Here is a 22,744-nt window from a genome sequence, read left to right as displayed (position 1 = left end):
AAACCTAGATGGCCTTATTTTAAGTCTCTAACGTAGTTACCGTTAGATGCTAGGTAATACCTCAGCGCCCTCACCTAACTCGACACTGTCAACACGCTGCAAACCCCGTGGGAGTTTAGCTCCGCGGCGACCACGCTCACCACGGTAGTGCTCTAGATCGCTTGGTTTCAGGGTAAGTTTACGTTTGCCCGCCCACAGGGTAACCGGTGTATCGGCAGGCACTAATTGCAGATGGGTCATCAGCTCTTCACGATTCTTAGCCCGCTCACTTGGAATACCGATGATCTTATTCCCTTTACCCTTCGACAGTTGCGGCAATGCCTCTAATGAGAACAGTAGCATGCGTCCTTCATTAGTAATCGCTAGAATCGACATTTCACGACTCGGATCGATTGCCTTAGGCGTTAACGATTTCGCATTAGTTGGCAAACTTAACAGTGCTTTACCCGCCTTATTGCGTGACACCATATCACTATAGGTACAGATAAAGCCGTAACCCGCATCCGAGGCAAGTAAGAAACATTGGGCATCCTCACCAAGAATGACGTGCTGCATCGTCTCACCTGGCGCCATATTAAAGCGCGTGGTGATAGGTTCCCCTTGGCTACGGGCCGATGGCAAACTGTGGCTGTCAGTGGCAAAAGCGCGGCCAGACGAGTCGATAAACACCGCCGCCTGATTACTGCGCCCCATCGCGCTACAGAGGAATTGATCCCCCGCTTTATAGGATAACGCCTCGGCATCAATATCATGCCCCTTGGCACAACGTACCCAGCCTTTTTCCGATAGCACGACTGTGACAGGTTCGCTCGGCGTTAATTCCTGCTCGGTCAATGCTTTTGATTCATGACGCTCAACGATGGGCGATCGGCGATCGTCACCATAGGTCTCACCGTCTTGAATTAATTCTTTTTTGATCAAGGTTCTTAGGCGGCGATCTGAGCTTAACAGTTGCTCTAACTTCTCGCGCTCAGCCTCAAGCTCGCTTTGCTCAGCCTTGATCTTAAATTCTTCTAGCTTGGCTAAATGGCGTAACTTTAGCTCTAAGATCGCTTCAGCCTGCTTATCCGTCAGGTTAAAGCGTGCCATTAACTCGGCCTTTGGCTCATCGTGGAAGCGAATGATTTCAATCACTTCGTCGATATTGAGGAAGGCAATCATCAAGGCTTCGAGTATATGTAAACGCGCCAATACTTTATCGAGGCGATACTCTAAGCGGCGTCTTACGGTATCAACACGGAATTCTAACCATTCGGTTAACAGGTCCTTTAAACCTTTTACACGTGGACGACCATCGAGGCCAAGTACGTTTAGGTTAACCCTAAAGCTCTTTTCCAGATCCGTGGTCGCAAAAAGGTGCGCCATTAGCTGATCGCAATCGATACGGTTAGAACGTGGCACTATCACTAAACGTACGGGGTTCTCGTGGTCGGACTCATCACGTAAATCGGCGACCATTGGCAGTTTCTTCGCCTGCATTTGGGCGGCGATCTGCTCTAAAATCTTACCGCTACTGGCTTGATGCGGCAGCGCCGTAATCACTATCTCACCACTATCGACGGTATACACGGCGCGGGCTTTAATGGAGCCTCGGCCAGTTTCGTACACTTTAGCAATGTCAGCGGCTGGGGTGATGATTTCCGCTTCAGTCGGATAATCTGGCCCTGGTACATAGCTCATCAACTGCGCTAATTCGAGCTTTGGCTCATCAAGCAGTGCCACACAGGCATTGACTAGCTCTCTGGCGTTATGGGGCGGAATATCCGTCGCCATACCCACCGCAATACCGGTAATACCGTTGAGTAAAATATGCGGTAATCGTGCGGGCAGGACTTTAGGCTCCTTTAACGTGCCATCAAAATTTGCGCCCCACTCGACCGTGCCTTGACCCAGCTCAGACAGCAGTACTTCAGAGAACTTCGACAGACGCGCCTCGGTATAACGCATTGCCGCGAATGACTTAGGATCGTCCGGCGCCCCCCAGTTACCTTGACCATCCACAAGCGGATAGCGGTAGGAAAATGGCTGAGCCATCAATACCATGGCCTCGTAACAAGCACTGTCGCCATGGGGATGATACTTACCTAACACATCACCCACGGTACGGGCGGATTTTTTATGCTTAGACTGGGCCGACAGCCCTAATTCGCTCATCGCATAAATAATGCGGCGTTGTACAGGCTTAAGACCATCGCCAATATGGGGTAAGGCGCGGTCCATGATGACGTACATTGAATAGTTCAGATAAGCTTCTTCGGTAAAGCGCCGAAGAGGCATTTGCTCTACCCCATCCAAGCTTAACTTGATAGCGTCACTCATTGTCTTCTAGTTCCTGTGGTTCTTCCGTGCTGTCGCCATCCTTAAAGAACAGACGATACACGTTACCTTTTAAATCATCGGAAATGTACATGGCCCCATCGTCCGCCGATAACAGCGCATAGGGACGGGCAACGGGGAATTCGCCATCGAGAAAGCTCACCACAGTTTCACGACTCACCACCTGCTGACCTTCAAGTTTCAACATGACGATTTGATATCCGACCTTGCTCGAACGGTTCCAAGAACCATTTTCAGCCACAAACAGCTGATTGTGATACATCTCTGGGAATTGGTTACCGCGGTAAAACGCCAGCCCCGTTGGGGCCACATGGGCTGGTAATTCAAATACCGGCACGGTGATTTTTAAATTGCGCGGCTTTTCATACGCTGGCTCCTCTACCGATGTTGCATGCAAATAAGGGAAACCAAAGTGGCTCCCCACAACATCGACACGATTAATTTCATCTGGGGGTAAATTATCCCCCATCCAATCCCGTCCCTGATCGGCAAACCATAATTTTCCGTCCTGTGGTGACCAGTCAAAACCGGTGGCATCACGTACCCCGAGTGCAATCTGTTGACTCGCACCAGTATCAACATCTAAGGCAATGATACTGCTGAAAGGTGCACTTGCTTCACAGACATTACAGGGCGCGCCTATCGAGATATATAAACGCCCATCTGGGCCAAATCGCATGGCACGAGCGCTTTTCTTATCCGACTCAGGTAAGTCGCTATAAATTTCTTTAGGCCGACTCGGGCGACGCAAACGCTGCTCGATATCGATGAACCGCAAAATACGATTCTCACTTGCCACAAACAAATCGCCCTTATAAAAGGCTATCGCATCCGGAGATTCGAGGCCCTTGGCAATCACATAACGCTTATCAACCCGACCATCTAAGTTACTGTCCACTAAGGCATGAACTGTTCCGCTCTTACTCGAACCAACAAACAACGTGCCATTGGTTCCCATGGCAATCTGCTTTGCATCCCCTAAATCAGAAGCATACAGGGATAAACCAAAGCCCTTTGAAACGGTAATCATGATCGACTGAGACCCCGCCATCGCAGTCTGACACCACAACAGTGTCAGGCTGAATAACAGGGTAAAACCGGCAGAGAACACCTTTAAATAATTATAATTATTAGATTTTAAATACAACATGGTAATATCTTTATGCCTAAATTTTTGTCGTTATTGGCAAGCAAACACCAGTCTAAAGTACCGCCATATCACCCTTATCTTCGAGCCAGGTTTTACGGTCGGGCGAACGTTTTTTAGCGAGTAACATATCCATAAGGGAATCGGTTTCTTCCACATCGTCGATGGTTAGCTGCACTAGGCGGCGGGTGTTAGGATCCATCGTCGTTTCGCGCAGTTGCAACGGATTCATCTCGCCCAGTCCCTTAAAGCGAGTGACCTGCACTTTCCCTTTTTTATTTTCAGCAGTGATTCTGTCAAGAATGCCTTCTTTTTCGGCCTCATCGAGGGCGTAATACACATCCTTACCAATATCGATACGGAACAGCGGCGGCATCGCAATGTATACATGCCCTTGCTCCACGAGTACACGGTAATGTTTCAAAAATAAGGCACAGAGTAAAGTGGCAATATGTAGCCCGTCGGAATCGGCGTCGGCGAGGATACAAATCTTGCCGTATCTGAGCTCCGAAATATCGTTGCTATCGGGGTCACAGCCAATGGCGACCGAAATGTCGTGTACTTCCTGCGAAGCCAGAACTTGGGATGCTTCAACTTCCCATGTATTTAGAATTTTACCGCGCAATGGCATGATGGCTTGGAACTCACGGTCCCTTGCCTGCTTTGCACTACCACCTGCCGAGTCACCTTCAACAAGGAACAATTCACCGCGCATCGGATCTTGGCCACTACAATCGGTTAATTTACCGGGTAAAGCGGGACCCGAAGTCACCTTTTTACGGGCCACTTTTTTCGCGGCTTTTAAACGACGCTGGGCATTATTGATACACATATCAGCCAGCGATTCGGCCAGCTCTGTGTTTGAGTTAAGCCAAATCGAAAACGCATCGCGGACAATGCCAGACACGAAGGCCGAGCTTTGACGGCTAGAAAGTTTCTCCTTGGTCTGACCCGCAAATTGTGGTTCCTGCATTTTGACCGACAGGATAAAAGCAGCTCGGTCCCAAATATCCTCGGGCGAGAGCTTAATGCCGCGGGGGATCAGATTACGGAACTCACAGAATTCACGCATTGACTCCAACAGCCCTTGGCGGAAACCATTCACATGGGTACCCCCGAGCGGTGTAGGAATTAGGTTTACATAACTCTCATTAAGAGCATCACCACCTTCTGGCAACCAAGTAATCGCCCAATCCACGGCTTCGAGCTGCCCTTTAAAACTGCCGACAAAAGGCTCTTCGGGCAACATCAGATTCTCACCAACCGCCGATTTAAGGTAATCGGTTAAGCCACTCTCGAAGTACCATTCATGGACTTCGTTAGTTTGCTTGTTAGTGAATTTAATTCTAAGACCTGGGCACAACACGGCCTTGGCACGCAGTAAATAGATGAGTTTTGAATTGGAGAAATTAGCAGAATCAAAATAACTGGCATCGGGCCAAAAGTGCACGCGGGTGCCAGTATTGCGTCGGCCACAGGTGCCAGAAACCTTTAAATCTTCGACCTTAAAACCATCTTCAAAAGCCATATCATACACTTGGCCATCGCGGCGAACGGTCACTTCAACTCTGCGTGACAGAGCGTTTACCACCGAAATACCCACACCGTGCAAACCACCCGAAAACTGGTAGTTCTTATTCGAGAACTTACCGCCAGCGTGCAGCTTGGTCAAAATAAGTTCAACCCCTGGAATACCTTCTTCGGGATGGATATCAACGGGCATGCCGCGGCCATCGTCGGTCACTTCGAGGGAATTGTCCGAATGTAGAACGACTTCAATCTTAGTAGCGTGACCCGCTAGTGCTTCGTCGACACTGTTATCGATGACCTCTTGACCTAAATGGTTAGGTCGCGTGGTATCGGTATACATACCTGGACGGCGTTTAACAGGGTCGAGTCCGTTGAGAACTTCAATGGCATCAGCGGTGTATTGATTCGTCATAGTGTACGCTATAAGTGGTTATATCCGGCCATGTTGCGGCTCTGGACGTCTATTTGTCAAGGTAACTGTAAAAACTGGCTTATTGCTTGCAGATAACGCTCGTATCCAACAAAACTGTGATCACCGCCGGCTTCAATCCGTAATTGGCAATGATGGTACTTATGAAGTGCCTCTTGGTAATCCAGCACTTCGTCACCGGTTTGCAATAGTACCAAAAATCTGTCGGGATTGCGGATGACTGGCGTATTAAATTCAGCCACTTGGGTTCTGTGTTCGGGCAATAACACATAATGCTCTTGAGTGTAAGGATTAAACTGCTCCCCAAGAAAGCCATCAAACAATTCAAAGGGCTTCACCGCAGGATTAACCAGTACCGCCCGACCACCAAAATGCTCAGCTAAAAAACTCGCAAAATACCCGCCGAGGGATGAACCGATAAAATTAAGCGGTTCATTTGCTTTTATTGCTGACTCAACATAAGTCATTAACAACTCCATAGCTGCTTTGGGTGTATTGGGGAGTTGTGGCTGATGGAAATCGACCTTGGGATGATGCTTGGCCATATATTGGGCCGTCATTACCGCTTTATCGGAGAAGGGGGAACTGTTGAATCCGTGAATATAGAGCAACATAAGTGTATTTTAACCCGCCGGAAAGGAGCCTAAGTGAACTCCCGTTCGATAGTAAATCAATTCAGAAACTTACAATCATTCTGGCATTGATGCGCTGTTAATTGAAGCCCTCTTCCCTGAAACACTTATGTGGTCGATAGCCACCTTCATTGAGGTGAGCGACTTAATAACCGCTGGAATCATTATCCGGTGAAAATAAGTTGCCGGGGACACGATATACATTGGTCGTTATGCTGCCATCTGGTTGTAACTCCAACAAACGGTATCCAGGCTGCAGGCTATCGAGGGCGAAATACGGTGATTGCGGCTTGAACTGAATGCAAGTTGAAGGAGTCGCCATCAACTGCAGTGCACCATGACGACCATCATATTGGCTATCGATTTGCTGGTGCACATGCCCCCAGAGCAACCCCTTCACCTCGGAAAACTGGCTAACACGGGCTAAAAACTCACTGCCATTATCCATGCAATGTTGGTCGAGCCAAGCGCAATTGACCAGAATCGGATTGTGATGCATCACTAGCAAGGTATGTTTATCGGGGTGAGTTGCAATGGCCTCAGCAATTAAATCGAACTGATTTTCAGCCATGTGACCACCCGGTTTACCACGCACGGTAGAATCGAGCATCAGTATCTGCCAATTACCGATCAGAATGCGCTGCTGACCAAAAATCTTCTCACCCTGCATATGCAGGAACATGATCCTAGGGTCATCATGATTGCCTGGGAGATAATGGCAAGGCAAGTCGAGAGGGCTAACCGCTTTGACAAAACGTTGGTAGGACTCAGGAGAATAATCCTGACTCAAATCGCCAGTAGCTAACAACAGATGGGCAGGATAATCGACTGCTCGAATGGTGTTAAGCACAGCTTCGAGACTTTGCGCGGTGTTCACGCCAAGCAGTTGGCCTTCGGGATCGGCGAATAAATGCGGATCTGTGACCTGCACAAGTCGCACACTTTCTTCTTCAGCTATGGAGTAAGAGACAGCCTCTTTCAGCACATTGAATACCCAAATTCTAAGACTGGCACACCAAACGTTGCTGGCAGCCAATCTTTAATAATTCTCCCAGGAATGCATTGACCTGGTACTTTTCGTCGCGATGATACATGCGTAAATTGGGGTAATCATACACTGGGCGTAATTGATAAATCTGTTGACCAGTTAACACTTCTGCTAATTTAGCATCGTGGTAAACTCGCACTAACACCTTGGGAGTATTAACAAACTCTATCAACTTAAGTGGACGTGATATCTCAACTAACTGGGTATATTTAGTGTTTTCGAGGACACGAATCAATAAGGCGCCAAATTCACCTTCAAGCTGCCAAGACTGGCCCACAGCGATATCGAGGGGTAACCACTTTTGCATATAGCCGTAGTTACGCCCACACAGTGCTAAAAATTCACTGACGTTGGGTTGATAACGAAGTTTCTTGTGCGAAGTTAAGGTAGCCAAATGTTGTCCAACTTAAACCAGTTGCTGATAGTTTAATTGCAACCATTGCAATCCAATTACGGTCGAAGCATTGTCTATTTTCCCCGCAACCACACTATTATAGGCGTCTTCACGGGTTAAGACATGCAGTCGAATATCTTCATGTTCATCTGCTAATCCGTGCAATCCTTGAGCCTTAGAGGAGTCCACTTCGGCCCAATAGAAATAGAAACGTTCCGTACTTCCGCCGGGGCTTGCTAAATAGCTATTCACAAAATGCATATTTTGGGCAACAAGTCCGCTTTCTTCTTGCAGTTCGCGATGAGCGACCTCGAGCGGCGTTTCGTGGGGGGCAATCATACCTGCGACCAACTCCAGAAGCCAAGGAGATTTAGAGGTCGCTAATGCCGGAAATCGAATTTGTTCAATTAACACTACTTGATCGCGATTTTTATCGTAGGGCAGCACAACCACGGCATGGCCACGCTCAAACACTTCACGGCTGACTTCTTGGCTCCAACCTCCAGCAAACAGTTTGTGCTTAAAGCGATACTCCTCCAGCGCAAAAAATCCTTGGTATAAGGTCTTTTTGTCTAGCACTTCCACATCTGTCTGAGTGAAAACCGTTGGTTTCATATCTGGCCCTTCAAGTTAAATTTTTGCCTATTTTCAAGGCAATTAAGCTCAATTTAAAAATAAAATCTGTTACACTTCGCAGTTGACTTGTACGTGTGGGAGTTTTTAGACTCTACGTCATTAAGTTTTAGCTGTATCGGGAAGCGTCGGGAAGCGCAAACCGCCTTGGTAAAGGCATTACTTAGTCTAAACGAAGTTACATATTTCTCCCCCATGGAGATTTTGTCTATAAGGACAGCAAATGAAATTTAAGATCCGTTCTTTATGCGCTGCATTAACCCTCGCAGCTTCCGCCCAAGCAGTACAAGCAGATGACTTACTGCAGATTTATCAACAGGCACTGACCAACGATCCCGTTGTGTTACAAGCGCAAGCCCAACGCAATGCCCTGTATGAAAAAATTGAACAAAACCGTGCGCCATTGTTACCTACCATCAGTGCAAATGTCGGTTACGATAAAGCATGGAATGATCCAAGCAAAGACACTAGCGGCCTCATTGGTAACCTAAGTTTAAATCAAGTGATTTACGATCACAGCGCATGGGTGGGTTTAAGCCTTGCGGAAAAAGCGGCGGCTCAGGCCGACTCGTATTACGCATCAACGCTGCAAAACCTGATCACTCGTGTAACCACCGCATACTTTAATGTACTAACTGCGAAGGACAATTACGAGTTCCAAGGCGCTGAAAAACGTGCGATTGAACGTCAATTAGAACAAACCAAACAGCGTTTCGCGGTAGGTTTAACAGCGATTACCGACGTGCATGAAGCGCAGGCGCAGTATGACCTCGCATCTGCCGCCGAAATCTTGGCAGAAAACACCCTAGCAAACAGTTACGAAGCCCTGCGCGAAATTACGGGCATTGATCACAAGTCTCTGAATGTATTGGATACGGCCCGTTTTTCAGCGGTAACGCCTGCCCCCACCTCCTCTGCTGAATGGCTCAAAATTGCTGAAACCAACAGTATCGATTTGATGACTCAGCGTATTGGCAAAGATATCGCCCAAGAAACCATCAGCCTTTACAAAGCTGGCCATATGCCATCTTTAAGCCTCAATGCCGGTTACAACAAAGGCTTAGAGCAAAAAATGGGCAATGTGAATGAGCCAGATTTTGACAACGTCAGTGTAGGTGTAAACCTGAGCATTCCGATTTTCGAAGGCTTTAGGGTGACATCTCAGGTGAACGAAGCGCAATACAGCTATGTTGAAGCGAGCCAAGCGCTGGAGCAAACCTACCGCGGTGTGGTGAAGAATGTTCGCAATAACTACAACAACGTAGGTGCATCAATCAGCTCAATCCGTGCCTATGAGCAATCGGTAATTTCATCTGAGAGTGCGTTAAAAGCGACTCAAGCCGGTTTTGAAGTCGGTACTCGTACTATCGTTGACGTGCTCAACAGCACCCGTAACCTGTACGATTCAAAACGTCAGTTATCCGATGCCCGTTACAGCTACATCAACTCGATTGTCGCGCTGAAACAAGCGGCAGGTACACTGAACGAAGATGACGTGATTGCCATTAACAACGGCCTAAAAGCCGAATAAGTTAATCATCATTCGCCCATAAAAAAACCGCCAAAAGGCGGTTTTTTTATTGTTCGATAGCTAAGTAAACTGCGGTTTAGAAATCGATCTCAACCCCTGCAAAGAAACCATCAAATTTAGTATCGGCGCTAATCCCTGAAAACTTAGTCACGTCGAAGTTAAACTCACGATAACCTAAACGCACACGGGTATCGACGGCAACGCCATCAAATTCCCAACCAAGACCAATTGCATAGTCTTGCACGTTAGACTCACTCACTCCAAGCATTAGATCCGCAAAACCAAATAGTCCTAGACCTGGTACACCAACATGGGTACTGGCATAACCCATTAAAATACCGCTATCAACAGACTTCTCGGATGGATGGCCTGCTTCATCATGTACGTGCAAAGAACCATTCATTAATTTGTAAGCAGCACCTAAATCGAATGACATGATATCGTTGTCTAACAGTTCATAGTAAAGCACGAAGTCGGTATTGGTCAGATCGGTATAAGACGTCACTTTACCTGTATAACTGTAGTTACCAAAGGCAAAGTCAGTTACATCGGCTCTACCCTTTTGATCTAAGCTATTTTCACGGATTTTCAGGTTCGGCACAAAGGGAATGGGATGCTCCACAGATACCCAATAACTTCCTTGAGCAGAAGAACTATAGCTAAAACCCTGTTGAGGCAGCCCCTTGTCGGAAAAACTACCGCTGGTATCGGCGTTCCAGTAGTCACCACCAATGTTAAAACCCACCAGGGCTGCCGCTTGGGCAGAACTGGCCATGAAAAGTCCTAAAACAGCACTGGCGAGGAGAGTTTTTTTCATAATTAACCTTGAGATAGCAAGTTAGTTAAATCAATTACCGCGGCATTCGCACGGGAAACATAATTAGCCATAACCAACGAGTGATTAGCGACTAAACCAAAACCACTGCCATTGAGCACGACAGGGCTCCAAACAGTTTGCTGAGTGGCCTCAAGCTCACGAATGATTTGTCTTAGGCTGACCTCGGCATTTTTCTTTTTCAGTACGTCGGCAAAATCTACCTCAACGGCGCGCATAAAGTTGAGCAGCGCCCAGGACGCACCGCGGCTCTCATAGAACACATCATCAATCTTCCACCAACTGGTTTTCACTTGATGACTAGCAAGATTTGGCGTCGATTGACGGGCGGCATTATCGCCCGCCAAATCGGTATTTAAACGCTCCTGCCCCACACTGGCTGACAGGCGTTGCGACATACTGCCAAGGCGTTTTTGGACTTCTTTAAGCCATTCGTTGAGGTTGTCAGCGCGAGCATAAAACTGTGCATCCTGATTGTTCGGATCCATCATGCGGGCACGATATAGCTTAAGCAGCTTAATCGCATCGCGATATTCACTTTCAGCGCTTGGCACCAGCCAGCTAGTATGGTCGATGTTCAGTTTTGCCTGCGCTTCTCCCAAGTCTTTATCCGAAGCCGACTGGGATTGCGAGCGACTAAATTCCTTACGCATGATCAGTGCTAAGTCCCGCACCTGCTCCAGCGCACCATATTCAAATGCCGGCATGTTATCCATCAATAACGAAGGTGGCATAGTATCGTTTGATAGCCAGCCACCTTGCTTATCCAGCAGGGTTTCAACGGTTAAGATCAAGGAGGTCGTTGTCGCATAGCCAACGACGTTCTTTTCGGTAGCGGTCAGTTGCTGTGGCGTTAGGGTATCGGGTTCAATACTCCACCATACACTCACAAGGTATCCCACTAAAACAACGAATGAACCAACTCCAGCGATCTTCTTCCATGTTATTTGCATTCAGAGACTCCTTAGTGACTATGTTGATGCGCTTGCGTCTTGGCCTGTTCGGCCTGCTTTAGCACTGGCAATGAAATCGTGAGGTGTTCGCCATCGTCGAACTGCAATTGCAGCTCAACTTTTTGATTTAACGTCAGAGGAGCTGTGAGCCCTAGAAGCATCACATGTTCCCCAGTTGGCGAAAGGGTTAGCTTACCATGGGCAGGAATGCCTAAAGCATCGACATGGCGCATTTTGACCATACCCTGCTCTTCGATAATAGTGTGTAACATCGCAGACTTAGCTACAGAAGTTGATACGCCTGTAAGATTTACGGCCTTATCAGAATGATTTTCGAGGGTGAAATAAGCGGCAGTATTGGGTACGGTTTCGGGCATAGCGCGGACATGACCTTCTGTCATAATCACATTGGCGAAAACAGAAAAAGATGCACAGGATAACGCGAGACAATTAAACAACTGTTTGAATATCGGTTTCAATGTCTTAAACTCCATGTCTACCCCAAAGTCCTCGGAAAGGAAAACAATCCATGAGTCATATACAGGTTCGCGATGAACAGGGCGTCCGTATTTTAAGCTTTAATCGCCCAGATAAGCGCAATGCGCTTGATCTTGATATGTATAAACTACTGACAGAATACCTGATCGAAGGTGAAGCAGACAACGAGATTCGCGCCTTTATGCTCCATGGCGAAGAGAATTGTTTCACTTCTGGTAATGATGTTGCCGATTTTTTAAAAAATAGTGATCTTGGACCGAATCATCCCGCAGTACGTTTTTTATTCTGCCTATTAGAACTTAAAAAACCACTCGTTGCAGCTGTATCAGGCTCTGCGGTTGGTATAGGTACGACCCTGCTGCTGCACTGCGACTTAGTCTATGCCGATAATACGGCGAAGTTCCAACTGCCATTTGTGAATCTAGCACTAGTGCCTGAAGCGGGTGCAAGCCTGTTGTTGCCAGAACTTGTGGGCTACCAAAAAGCCGCTGAATTATTGCTGCTAGGCGAGAGCTTTGATGCCAATACCGCCCACAGACTAAACATCATTAACGATGTCATCGCGCAAGAAGAATTATTAGCTTACGCTCTTAATCAAGCTAAAAAACTGGCAAATCAGCCACCGCAAGCGCTGCAAATTACCCGTCAGTTAATGCGCCCGCATAAGAGCCGTGTGCAACATCAAATGCACCAAGAGTTAGAGCAGTTTGGCGCAAGACTACAAAGCGATGAAGCTAAGGCCAGATTCCAAGCGTTTTTAAAGCGTTAATTCACGCTTGATACTTTTAGCAGGAGGGTGTCATGCCCTCTTGTTATTTACTTACTGATTAAACGCGTCTTTTCCATTGGTCGACAAGCAGCGCCAACACAAAGTAAACCACTAAACTCACGCCTGGGGTAAAGAAAATCGCCCCCGCCCATACAACCCGGGTCCAAAAACAGGACCAACCGAATTGTCTCGCCATACCTGCGGCGACACCACACACCAGACGCTCAGAATCCTCCATCCGTGCTTTAGCTCGATTCATTTGTGACTCCTATTGCTAAGCTGTTATTGATCATTCACGCTGTGCCACTGGAACCAGCAAACCAGTCCCGAGATGATTGCTAGACTAATTACCGGTAGCAGTAGCAGCGTGATTAAAGGGGCTACGAACCACATAGGCAGCTCCTTACTTTTTAGCAGTGTATTCGTCGGTATTAACCGATTCATCCTGAGTATCTGCACTTAAACTCAATTGGCTATTGAAGTCATAGATACTTTCCGCCAGTTGGGTTTGCAGTGATAACACTAACTCACGTTTCGCCGTGACTAATAATTCCTGCGCTTGAGTAGAAAGAGTCTGCTCAATTGCGCCCACGAGATCCCCAGTTGGCGCCACCTCTGCCTTGGCAGAAACACTGACTAACACAGCGCTTAGCACTAGGCCCATTTGCACTGACTTTTTAAGATTTGAAGTAAACATGATGTCATCCCTATCGTTGATTAACTTACATAGGGACTATTACAAGGGACGTGCCAAGTTATAAAAATTAAACTAACAGTCTATTTTATAACAAGTTTACTTTTAAGGAAGGAAACAGGATAAAAAGCAAAAATAAAAAGTGGTGAAAAAAACTACTAAATTTAGCCATTCTCACCACTTATTAACGAGTATAAAAATTAACCAGCGATATCTAACTGAACAGTCTGAAAAGCTTGCTTCACGATATCGATACCCGCCCCAGGTTTATGGGCATTTTCGCTTAAATAACGGCGCCATGAACGGGCACCGGGTAAACCTTGGAACAAGCCAATCATATGGCGCGTGATGTGATTTAAACGACCTCCCGACTGTAAATGCGCCTCGATATAGGGCAGCATCGCCTCGATCACTGCTTCACGACTGATAACTGCACGTTCACTGCCACAGAGTTGCTGGTCAACCTCGGCAAGGATATAAGGGTTTTGGTACGCCTCACGCCCCACCATCACGCCATCGAGTTGGGCTAAATGCGTTTTTGCCTGCTCGAGTGACGTTACTCCGCCGTTAATGCTGATATTAAGCTCAGGGTAATCACGTTTAAGTTGATACACGCGCTCATAATCGAGTGGCGGTATCTCACGATTTTCCTTCGGGCTTAAGCCCTGCAACCACGCTTTACGGGCATGGATAATAAAGTCGCTGCAACCTTTGGCTTTAACCGTATCAATAAAGTCAGTTAAAAACGCGTAGCTGTCCTGCTCGTCAATTCCGATGCGCGTTTTTACCGTCACGGGGATATCAACCACTTGCTTCATGGCATCGACACATTCCGCCACCAACTGAGGCTCTGCCATTAAGCAAGCGCCAAAGCGGCCATTCTGCACCCTATCCGACGGGCAACCTACGTTGAGGTTAACTTCATCATAACCGCGCTCTGCGGCAAGCTGGGCGCAGCGGGCAAGGTCGCTTGGATTCGAACCACCCAATTGCAAGGCAAGTGGGTGCTCCTCTTGATTGTAGGCAAGGTAATCGCCACGGCCGTGGAGAATCGCCCCCGTGGTTACCATTTCGGTGTACAGCAGCGCATTGGCTGACATTAAACGGGCAAAATAACGGTAATGGCGGTCGGTCCAATCAAGCATAGGTGCAATGGAAAAGGTGCGATCTATTGATTTACTTTGAAACTCTTTATTTTCAACGGCTTTAGCTAATGTCATTTTATTTCACTGAATATATATTCTTGCTAATTTTTGCACATTTTTGACTATTTTCCACTGGTCGGGGAACCAATAGTGATCCACAATACATTGGATTTTAGGTTTCGGGGAACCAAGAAATGGCATCGTTTAGCATTCAAAAACGCGAGAAAGCCGATGGAACTGTTCGCCATCGTTGCTTAGTTCGAGTCAAAGAAAAAGGCAAAGTATTATACACGGATCAACGCACCTTTACCAAAAGCACTGCGGCTGAGGCGTGGGGTAAAAAGCGGGTACAGGAAATTGAGTCCAACGGCTATGAGACTAAGGCGCAGAATGAAGTCACCTTAGGAAGTATCATCAACAAAGCCTTAGCTGACGAACATATTATTGGCAGCATTGGCCGCACTAAACTCTTTTTGCTAAAGCTGTTGGGTGACTGTGACATTGCCAAGGTGAATTTGGACGAGCTCAAGCCGCTGCATATTATTGAACACTGCAAACAAAGACGCAGTGCTGGCACGGGGGCTTCAACCCTTGCGATAGATGTGAGCGTGATCCGTTGGTTATTACGAATTGCCAAGTCTAACTTTGGCCATGAGGTATCACAGGTCGCGGTTATTGATGCCTATGATGCGCTCTATACCCAAGGGTTAATTGCCAAATCAACCAGGCGTTCACGCAGGCCTACGGCCATTGAAATTGAAAAGCTGAAGAAGGGACTTAAGGCGCGTTCTGAGCAACGGGCAGCGCATATCCCCTATATCGATATTCTCGATTTTTCGATATTGAGCTGCATGCGAATTGGTGAAGTGTGCGCAATTAAGTGGGCTGATGTGGATGAGGAACAGCGGGCGGTTATTGTGCGCGACCGTAAGGACCCGCGTAAAAAATCGGGTAACCATATGTTGGTACCGCTATTGGGTGGCGCTTGGGAAATTCTGCAACAACAGCCGCGCCATGAGGACAGGATATTTCCTTTCAATGAACGCAGTGTAACCGCAGGCTTTCAGCGAGTACGCAATGAGCTAGGGATTGAGGACTTACGCTATCACGACCTACGCCGCGAAGGGGCAAGCCGATTATTCGAGAAAGGTTATACCATTGATGAGGTAGCTCAGGTTACTGGACACAGAAACATAAACACGCTGTGGCAGGTGTACACCGAGCTATTCCCTAAACGATTGCATGATAAGGACATCTAGATGACCTCAATGAAGAGCAAAACTGGAGAATGGGTTTTTATATTCCCTGTCTCAAACTTAGAGCTAACTGAAAAAGTTAATAATGAATTTACCATAGGCACTGTAACATTCATAAAATTAGACAAATTTTTCAGGGTTAAAAAGCGTTTTGGAGTCTTACAGAGCAGTGCAGAAATAAAGAGGCAGAGCAGTTTTGAGCGGATAATAACGGCTAAAACAATTGCTCTAGTGAAAAAGAACGGTCACCTCGAAAACGCTAGAGAAAATGCAGAGAAGGAAGTTAAAGAAAAGCTTTTCATATTAGCTTTATCGCAACTTTTTAACACTGGCAGAGACCACATACAGAAACCATCAATAAGCAAAAACAATATCTATCATATACAGAGCTTTCATTTAAATTTACATAAAAGTGAAAGTGGTTCCCAATCAAAAATGAGGGGGCCTTTTTTTCCTTTGAGATTAGATGAAGAATGGATAAGGGTTGTTAACAGTGGCTTCTTTTCTAACGCTATAAAAATCATTAATAATGATAATAAAAAATATACGAATTGGGATTCAATTTTATATCGTTCATTAGTTCTTGCTGGAAAAAGTCTTTATGAGGAAGATATTTCACAATCTTTTTTATTAACGATGATTGCCATAGAATCTATTATTACCTCTGGTAACTCTAATCATCAAGAGAGATTTTTGGGGATATTTAGAGCTCTTATGGGGCATTACGAACCTTGGCAATCTTATGGCTTTGAAGGGTTAATAAAATCCATCTATACCAAAAGAAACAATTACGTACACGATGGAAAGCAAGACGAAATAACCATTGACGATTTGCGGTTCGCTGAGTTACTTCTTTACAATTTATACCTCAACATATTCAAAAATATTTCTCACTTCGATTCAAAAGAAAAATTGAAAGATTTACTTGAAAGAAATGAAGCTGTAAACAAATTAAAATTAAATAAAGATATAACAAAATATTTGCCTAAAGGGTTAGTTTTTACGTATAAACAAAAAGACATTCTTATGAAATAGGTTTGGAATATCACATTATTTGCTCTAAACCTCTATTTCCACAAACGGTAAATCGGGGGCGGTACCTAACACCCTACCATCTTGCACATAGATATGATCATCCACGGCGGCGGTGCCGATGATGCGCATGGTTTGGCCGCTGGCGGTGGTGGCGGTTACTGTGCCATCGGCGTTCACGGCATTGACTGTCATGATCATGCGCGGCAGGGTCAGCGCCGTTTGTAATTGTTTTAACATAGGCCTCCAATCTGGCAAAAAATGCAGTAAAAGAATAAGCCCCACGTTTATGGCGAGGGGCTTAATTCATTCTCTGTATACCTATCCGCTTACTCTAACGGCACTAGCACTGTAATGCTCTGCTCGATATCGATATCACCGCGATCGCTCACCGTGGCGCGCAGGCTCCAGCTATCGCAAAGGCCTTTGCTCAGTTCGCCGTCTTTGGTTAACCCAACAAACATGCCAGGGCTCACCGGTGGCAGGTCATTACGCAGTGGCAGGGTCAGGCTAACGGTATTTTTATCACCCGTCTCTGCGAGTGCATCGGTGCCGGCCAAGCGCGCGGCTTGGTTATCAACAATCAACTGGGCGCTGATATCCTGCGCGGCATTGGTGCCAGCACTGCCAGCGCGCTTCACCTTGGCTTGGATCCCCTGCTGCTCGCCGCGCAGCCATACCACATCACATAACGGGCTTTGATTAACAGCGGCTTGATAGCTGAAGATCACCCCATCGTGCAGGGCGATATCCGGCGTGGCGGCAGCCATTGCCCACGGTGACGTTGGCCAGCGCGGAACGACGGTTAAGGTTTGGGCGCTGTCATCGGATAGCAGCATGCAACCGACTTGAGTCACCGCCTCGTTAATCGCCTCGATGGGGGTTTTATTGCCCACACTAAAGGCGCCGGCAGGCACCACAAAATCCGGTACAGCCTCATCGAGTTCAATGCTCCAATCGGTGTACTGCAATATGTCGCCCAGTATCCCGCCAAAGCTACGGGCGATGGTATTGGTGTAACTGATTGGGCGCTGGGCTGGCGCTGCCAGCTCGGCCACGCGGCTGCGGCCATTACTGCTATAGCTTGGCGTGCCAAACACTTTGCTCGAACTTGGCTGCTCGGCCTTAGCATAAAAGTCATAACCGTTGATGCTGATCAGCAATAGCGCATTGTGTGCGCGCTCGGCATCGATGCGGCTCGAAAACTCGATGCTTACCGACCTTGCCCACTGGTCTCGGCTTTGGCTTAGGGTCACGCTGCTGATCACAATTGGCAGACTATCGGACACACGGATGCATGTAATCGTTGGCTGCATTAGGTAATACCTGCGGATCTGAGGTTGGATAGGGATTTTAAAATCAAGATTGGGTAACACTGGGTTAGCGTTGAGCCTGCCGCCGCCATAGTCCCAATGGCAGACTGTTGGCACCGTATCAAAGCGCAGGCTTAAGGGCGATTGTTTGTTGGTGTAAGGGGCGCTAAAGCGCAGCTTAACCTTGCCCTTGGGCGCAAAGTCTAGCCATTTGTTAGAACAGATATACCGTGGGCGCGTTGGTCCCCACTGCAGATAATGTGCGGCCTTTACGCTGGCTTGGCTATTCCATGCCATGGCCGTTGCGCTTTGGCACTTACGTTGTACATCGGCGCCCGTTAACCATGGCGAACTGTGGCGCAGTTGTACTACAGGGTAACAGCTCCAAACCACGCGAGTTAGCTGCTGTTTGCGCTCGCCATCTTGCCAACTTAAGCTTGGGCGAGTTTGCAGCGTCACTGGCGAGGTCCAGCGCAGTGGCAAACGGCGGGTATGCTTAACGCGCATTTGCCAAGGATAGGTAAAGCGGCGTGCCACGGGGCTTGAAGCCCAGCTAAGCTGCTCACGGCGCTCGATATCCTCACCCTGCCATTGGCTATCAATACGCTGGTCAATTGCGCTTGCCTGCATGGTTAAGGTGATATGCTGCTCGATGGCCTTTAAGGTTGCCCAACTTAGGCCAGCATTGATCCGCAGCTCCTGTGCAACTGGCTCGCCCGTGCCACCACCATCATCACCCCCAAACCGCAAAACAATAGGCGAAGTCTGAGGTGTCCACGCTTTAGTAAAACGCAAGGTAATCATTGGCTCATATCCAAGCCTTGCACATCTTCAATGGTGGCACTCACACCATCGGCCATTTTACAATCAAACGCCAAATCATCATCAACAATACCAACTAACAATTTGTCTGTGCTGGCATATTTTTGAGGAACAATAAGATAAGCAAACCCCGAAGGTGGGCGAATAACGTGGTTGATGACTTCAAGCGTCAACCTGTCTAATACAATCAATCTTTCAGCGTCAGCGTCCATATCAATTTTCAATGTGGCCTGGTTGATATTAGGAACTGTGGTTACTATTGGTTGAACAGTGATGCTAGACATACCATTCCTCCGTATTTATCCAACAGCATAATCCGTATGTGCCACGCACACCGACATGATTTTTCCCGTTGAATGTTAGCTCTTTTGGCCAAACCTCGCTACCGTATCCAGCGAACGATGACGCCATTGCACCAGGTACAAAGCCCTTGAGGCGAGGCAAAGTTAAACTGTCAAAATTGGAGCTAATCGTTAACACCACTGGTGCCACAACATGTTTAACCCCTAATGTTTCAGCATTTGAATTGCCGGTATTTGGATACAAATAAGTGAAGGTTTCGGATGAGTAATAAGCGCTAGTGTTACTACCATCCGTTGCGTACGATTGGCCGTATATTGTCTCACGTGAGCCGAAACTGTAACCGGAATTCACACCTGTGCTGTCGCTGGCAGTGGGGTAGCCTGTAATTAACATGAAACGGCCAGCGTCATTATCATACAGGGCTTCTATATCACCAATAAAGAAGCTTGTTTGAAGGTTACTGTTCACATAATAAGACAGGCTTGTTGTGTAATGTTGAATGAACCAAAAACCACGTGCCGTCCCGATAATTTCCCACCCTTTAGCCGCTGTACCTAATGCAAATGTCCTGTAATACTGTGACCTTACAAATGTATTGATATCAGTCATGCTCGCCGCAGCAGTTATACGCATGTTACCTGAGTTGGCACCACTGGCTGATTGAAATTTAACAAATCCACCACTACCACCAGTTGTCGAGTTACGAAAAGCGACCTGATAAGTGCCTGTATCCTCAAATTCCAGCGTCCAACCTAGTGGGGCTTTGGTGCCATAACCTTCAACCAGCACTTTTTTGAGGATATTAATCCATTCGCTTGGGGTGCAGCTAACCAACTGCGGTGCACCTGCGTCTGTATGGCGATAAACAGTAACGGGTAATCCCATAAAAAACTCCTTTAGTGAATAAGGTGCTAAGTTCTAGTTGCTAGGTTCTAAGTGCTAGGCGCTAGGCGCTAGACCCTAGCGCCTTGCTTTTTGCTTTACGACTCATTGCCACGGAAGGCAATGGTGGTGCGGTCGGTGGTGATTTGGCTGTGGCCTGAGGCAACAGTGCGAATAAGCATCGCAGGCTTGCTGCTGGCGTAAGTTCTAAAGCGCACGGCCTCCCCCGTCTGCCAACCTTCGTTAAAGGCTTGTTGGCGAATAACAAAGTAAGGCAGCAGGGTTAGCGGGTTGATTGGGGCAAAGTCGTTAAGAATATCGCCCGTGGCGATTTGGCCAATACCTTTACCCACACAGCGGAACGCCGTACTTGATGTAAAAATCAGCACCCAATCTTCGTTAATCGCGGTTTCGTTACTGACCTCAATTGGGTAGTCCACCACGTTCATTGAGCCCACTGCGTTGGTGCCGTCTACGTCCCAGTTGTTAGACCATGCCGTCATATCCCGCACTGGGCCTGTGCGTGCCTGCAAATCGCCCAAATTTTGGATGGAGGCGACAATCGAGCCCACAGGGTAGGTGCGCGAAAGCTCAGCCGATAACTGCAATGCGCCCTCTTTTACCTCTGTGACTAGCGCTTCTTCACCAATAGTGTCGGTGAGTACGAACGGCGCCACAAAGCCGGTAAAATCACTGTTTAGCGTGACCACGCCCGTGGCGCTATTGTGGCTAAAGTGGGTGTTATCAATGGTCCACAGGCTTGCGCCTAGGCTGTCGGTAATATCCACAAATCGTGCATCTGTTCGCACGTTAAAGATTTGCGCAGGAGCAGGGTTTGCCACCACTTGCACGTTAGTATGCTCGATAGAGATGGGCGTCCAATCATTAAAGTGATTCACCACCCCGCCCGAGGGTAGGCGCAGCGGATTTAGGCCGTACAGCTCTGGCGGCGGGTTAAGGGTGACGGTTTCGCTTATGTCATAACTTAAGGTGGTTAGGTCCACGTTGGCCGAAAACGATAGCGTGACCATGCCGTTTTCAATGGTGCCGGTAATGCCCGTGCCGGTGATATTGCCAGCGCTATCGCTGCTGCCACTGAGCAAAGTGTCTGAGGTAGTGGATACCACCACATAAAAGCTGTCTAAAATCGGCTCGGGTTGACTTAAGGCAAAGCTCACTGAGTTATCCGAGATTGCCGAATCTTCTACTAAGGCATCGTAGGCCACGGTAAATGCGCCGCGGCTATCGGTGTTTTTCGTTACCACGCCTGTGAGGTAATTAATGGTCGCTACTACGCGGCCATTGGATTCGCGCAGCTCGCCGCCCGTGTACTCGGTGAGCGTGATAGTGCCATAGTTGCTATCGCTAAAGGTGGCAGAGGCTTTGACGGTACCAATAGTGAGTTTTTTAGCGGCGGGGAAAGCACTCGCGCTGCTATAGCTGCTATAACGCAGGGATGAAAAATACTTAATCCCAATCGTTTGATTGGATGACATCGCTGTGGTGTAAGTGACTGTGACCGTGGTACCCGTAATGCTAATGGTGGCCGCCCAACTGTAAAGGCCAATCACCTCAACATGCTTGATGCCATAGGTGGCAAAGTAGGGATCATCCATCAACTCGGGCACGTTATAAATGTAGGTAGTGCCACCATTACCACTGCGGGTAATGGTGTTATGCACTAAGCTGCTGGCCACATCGGCGCTATCGTCCACGGTAATCTTATTGCCCGCACTTACCGCGACTTGGCGAATTTTAGGCAGCAGCTCAGTGCGAGTGCTGCCAACCGATAGCAAAGTGCTGTTGTTCTCGGCGGTAAGCAGGCTTACGCCATGGTATTTAATGTCGGCGTTTTCACTGGTGTAGCGCAGCTTAGTACAGCCCGTTTCGCCATTGATAATCACCGAGGCATCGGGGGTGTCGTAGGGGATCGGTGGGCTAAAATACACCTGCCCCTCTTGGCCACCTGTTACCGATTCTTTGATTTCGCAAAAATGCTCAAAGCGTGGGTAAAGCGCATTCTCGTTGCCTGCATATTCCACGCTAATACAGATAATTTGCCCTTGGCCTAAACGCACGTTAGCCCAGATATCTTTATCGTTATAGCGATACATGGTTTGCAGGTAAGCGCGGGGGAAGGAGTCTTGCCCTGCTAGTAATCCAATTAATCCACGGCGAATAAGTTGGCCTGCGCGTACCGAGGATTCGAGCATATCGATCATATCGGTCATGCGACTGGCGTCATTCAATAATGAGGATTCGGCAATTAAGATGCTGACCAGTGGATCGGTTGGCGGCGCACTCACAAAAATGTGACCATCAAGTAGGGTTTCTGTGCCTGGGGTGTCCACCCAGGGGAAGCACTTCACCACATCGACCGCACTGGTGGCGTGGTCGATATCGGATATCGCTTTAAATAGCTGGTTAAGCTCACCTGCAATCACGGTATTTTTGGTGCGCTGGCCACCTGCGTCTGAGTTACTGCCCAGCACCTCAGGCTTTTGGATTTTGAGATTGTTACGGTTGATAGTCATAGGGGATCTCGAATATCAAAATGGCT

22 protein-coding genes are annotated in these 22,744 nt (G+C 47.6%); 4 read left to right on the top strand and 18 right to left on the bottom strand.

The genetic code is table 11. From position 1 onward, the window contains the following. Positions 1 to 42: 42 nt before the first annotated feature. The 7 genes from parC to nudF form a co-directional block, all read right to left on the bottom strand. Complete coding sequence (gene parC / locus K0H61_RS03110) at positions 43 to 2,319, bottom strand: DNA topoisomerase IV subunit A (protein ID WP_220051311.1); 2,277 nt, start codon at positions 2,317 to 2,319, stop codon at positions 43 to 45. Next, positions 2,312 to 3,487 carry a PQQ-dependent sugar dehydrogenase gene (locus K0H61_RS03105; protein ID WP_220051310.1) on the bottom strand — a complete coding sequence of 392 codons (1,176 nt, stop codon included), beginning with the start codon at positions 3,485 to 3,487 and terminating at the stop codon, positions 2,312 to 2,314. Before K0H61_RS03105 ends, parC begins: the two co-directional genes overlap by 8 nt. A 52-nt stretch (positions 3,488 to 3,539) precedes the next feature. Continuing rightward, the gene (parE, locus tag K0H61_RS03100) at positions 3,540 to 5,426 is read right to left on the bottom strand and encodes a DNA topoisomerase IV subunit B (protein WP_220051309.1); all 1,887 of its coding nucleotides are present in this window, start codon (positions 5,424 to 5,426) and stop codon (positions 3,540 to 3,542) included. 56 nt (positions 5,427 to 5,482) lie between these two features. Continuing rightward, on the bottom strand, positions 5,483 to 6,058 hold the full coding sequence (locus tag K0H61_RS03095) for a YqiA/YcfP family alpha/beta fold hydrolase (protein ID WP_220051308.1): 576 nt from the start codon (positions 6,056 to 6,058) through the stop codon (positions 5,483 to 5,485). A gap of 163 nt (positions 6,059 to 6,221) precedes the next feature. Then, positions 6,222 to 7,061 carry a 3',5'-cyclic-AMP phosphodiesterase gene (gene cpdA / locus K0H61_RS03090; RefSeq protein WP_220052429.1) on the bottom strand — a complete coding sequence of 280 codons (840 nt, stop codon included), beginning with the start codon at positions 7,059 to 7,061 and terminating at the stop codon, positions 6,222 to 6,224. Between the two features lie 16 nt (positions 7,062 to 7,077). Continuing rightward, a complete protein-coding gene (locus K0H61_RS03085; RefSeq protein ID WP_220051307.1) occupies positions 7,078 to 7,518 on the bottom strand; it encodes a DUF1249 domain-containing protein in 441 nt (146 codons plus the stop codon). 12 nt (positions 7,519 to 7,530) lie between these two features. After that, positions 7,531 to 8,133, bottom strand: a complete 603-nt coding sequence (nudF, locus tag K0H61_RS03080; protein ID WP_220051306.1) for an ADP-ribose diphosphatase — start codon at positions 8,131 to 8,133, stop codon at positions 7,531 to 7,533. A 241-nt stretch (positions 8,134 to 8,374) separates the two neighbouring features. Here nudF and tolC point away from each other — a divergent pair, with 241 nt between their 5' ends. After that, the gene (tolC, locus tag K0H61_RS03075; protein ID WP_220051305.1) at positions 8,375 to 9,682 is read left to right on the top strand and encodes an outer membrane channel protein TolC; all 1,308 of its coding nucleotides are present in this window, start codon (positions 8,375 to 8,377) and stop codon (positions 9,680 to 9,682) included. 76 nt (positions 9,683 to 9,758) lie between these two features. On the opposite strand, the gene K0H61_RS03070 is transcribed toward tolC, so the two are convergent. From K0H61_RS03070 to K0H61_RS03060, 3 genes are read right to left on the bottom strand one after another with little or no spacing between them, the layout of a single operon-like run. Then, entirely contained in the window at positions 9,759 to 10,499 is a 741-nt protein-coding gene (locus K0H61_RS03070) for a TIGR04219 family outer membrane beta-barrel protein (RefSeq protein WP_220051304.1), read from the bottom strand. A gap of 2 nt (positions 10,500 to 10,501) precedes the next feature. Beyond that, entirely contained in the window at positions 10,502 to 11,470 is a 969-nt protein-coding gene (locus tag K0H61_RS03065) for a DUF2333 family protein (protein WP_220051303.1), read from the bottom strand. An 11-nt stretch (positions 11,471 to 11,481) separates the two neighbouring features. Beyond that, positions 11,482 to 11,964 carry a copper chaperone PCu(A)C gene (locus K0H61_RS03060; protein WP_220051302.1) on the bottom strand — a complete coding sequence of 161 codons (483 nt, stop codon included), beginning with the start codon at positions 11,962 to 11,964 and terminating at the stop codon, positions 11,482 to 11,484. Positions 11,965 to 11,999: 35 nt separating this feature from the next. On the opposite strand from K0H61_RS03060, the gene K0H61_RS03055 reads away from it, so the two are divergent. Further along, positions 12,000 to 12,737 (top strand): enoyl-CoA hydratase-related protein, encoded by a 738-nt coding sequence (locus K0H61_RS03055; RefSeq protein WP_220051301.1) that lies wholly within the window; start codon positions 12,000 to 12,002, stop codon positions 12,735 to 12,737. 58 nt (positions 12,738 to 12,795) lie between these two features. Here K0H61_RS03055 and K0H61_RS03050 read toward each other — a convergent pair whose 3' ends face one another. From K0H61_RS03050 to dusA, 3 genes are all read right to left on the bottom strand, one after another. After that, complete coding sequence (locus K0H61_RS03050) at positions 12,796 to 12,996, bottom strand: PspC domain-containing protein (protein WP_220051300.1); 201 nt, start codon at positions 12,994 to 12,996, stop codon at positions 12,796 to 12,798. A gap of 144 nt (positions 12,997 to 13,140) precedes the next feature. After that, entirely contained in the window at positions 13,141 to 13,434 is a 294-nt protein-coding gene (locus K0H61_RS03045; RefSeq protein ID WP_220051299.1) for a hypothetical protein, read from the bottom strand. Between the two features lie 197 nt (positions 13,435 to 13,631). Then, positions 13,632 to 14,651 (bottom strand): tRNA dihydrouridine(20/20a) synthase DusA, encoded by a 1,020-nt coding sequence (dusA, locus tag K0H61_RS03040; protein ID WP_220051298.1) that lies wholly within the window; start codon positions 14,649 to 14,651, stop codon positions 13,632 to 13,634. Between the two features lie 119 nt (positions 14,652 to 14,770). Here dusA and K0H61_RS03035 point away from each other — a divergent pair, with 119 nt between their 5' ends. Both K0H61_RS03035 and K0H61_RS03030 read left to right on the top strand, forming a co-directional pair. Continuing rightward, entirely contained in the window at positions 14,771 to 15,835 is a 1,065-nt protein-coding gene (locus tag K0H61_RS03035) for a tyrosine-type recombinase/integrase (RefSeq protein ID WP_220051297.1), read from the top strand. Continuing rightward, positions 15,836 to 16,867 (top strand): hypothetical protein, encoded by a 1,032-nt coding sequence (locus K0H61_RS03030; protein ID WP_220051296.1) that lies wholly within the window; start codon positions 15,836 to 15,838, stop codon positions 16,865 to 16,867. It abuts the gene before it with no gap. A gap of 24 nt (positions 16,868 to 16,891) precedes the next feature. Here the strand turns inward: K0H61_RS03030 and K0H61_RS03025 are convergent, their stop codons facing one another. From K0H61_RS03025 to K0H61_RS03005, 5 genes are all read right to left on the bottom strand, one after another. After that, the gene (locus K0H61_RS03025) at positions 16,892 to 17,104 is read right to left on the bottom strand and encodes a hypothetical protein (protein WP_220051295.1); all 213 of its coding nucleotides are present in this window, start codon (positions 17,102 to 17,104) and stop codon (positions 16,892 to 16,894) included. An 89-nt stretch (positions 17,105 to 17,193) separates the two neighbouring features. After that, positions 17,194 to 18,981: a hypothetical protein gene (locus K0H61_RS03020; RefSeq protein ID WP_220051294.1), complete on the bottom strand. Its 1,788-nt coding sequence runs from the start codon at positions 18,979 to 18,981 to the stop codon at positions 17,194 to 17,196. Beyond that, positions 18,978 to 19,283, bottom strand: a complete 306-nt coding sequence (locus K0H61_RS03015; RefSeq protein ID WP_220051293.1) for a hypothetical protein — start codon at positions 19,281 to 19,283, stop codon at positions 18,978 to 18,980. The genes K0H61_RS03020 and K0H61_RS03015 overlap by 4 nt, the downstream gene beginning before the upstream one ends. Next, on the bottom strand, positions 19,276 to 20,187 hold the full coding sequence (locus tag K0H61_RS03010; protein WP_220051292.1) for a hypothetical protein: 912 nt from the start codon (positions 20,185 to 20,187) through the stop codon (positions 19,276 to 19,278). Before K0H61_RS03010 ends, K0H61_RS03015 begins: the two co-directional genes overlap by 8 nt. Positions 20,188 to 20,282: 95 nt before the next feature. Next, positions 20,283 to 22,718 (bottom strand): hypothetical protein, encoded by a 2,436-nt coding sequence (locus K0H61_RS03005; RefSeq protein ID WP_220051291.1) that lies wholly within the window; start codon positions 22,716 to 22,718, stop codon positions 20,283 to 20,285. Positions 22,719 to 22,744: the final 26 nt, after the last annotated feature.

This window comes from Shewanella acanthi (assembly GCF_019457475.1).
Lineage (GTDB): Bacteria > Pseudomonadota > Gammaproteobacteria > Enterobacterales > Shewanellaceae > Shewanella > Shewanella acanthi.
The sequence above is the reverse complement of the archived record's forward strand: the minus strand, read 5'-3'. Positions and strand labels throughout refer to the sequence as shown.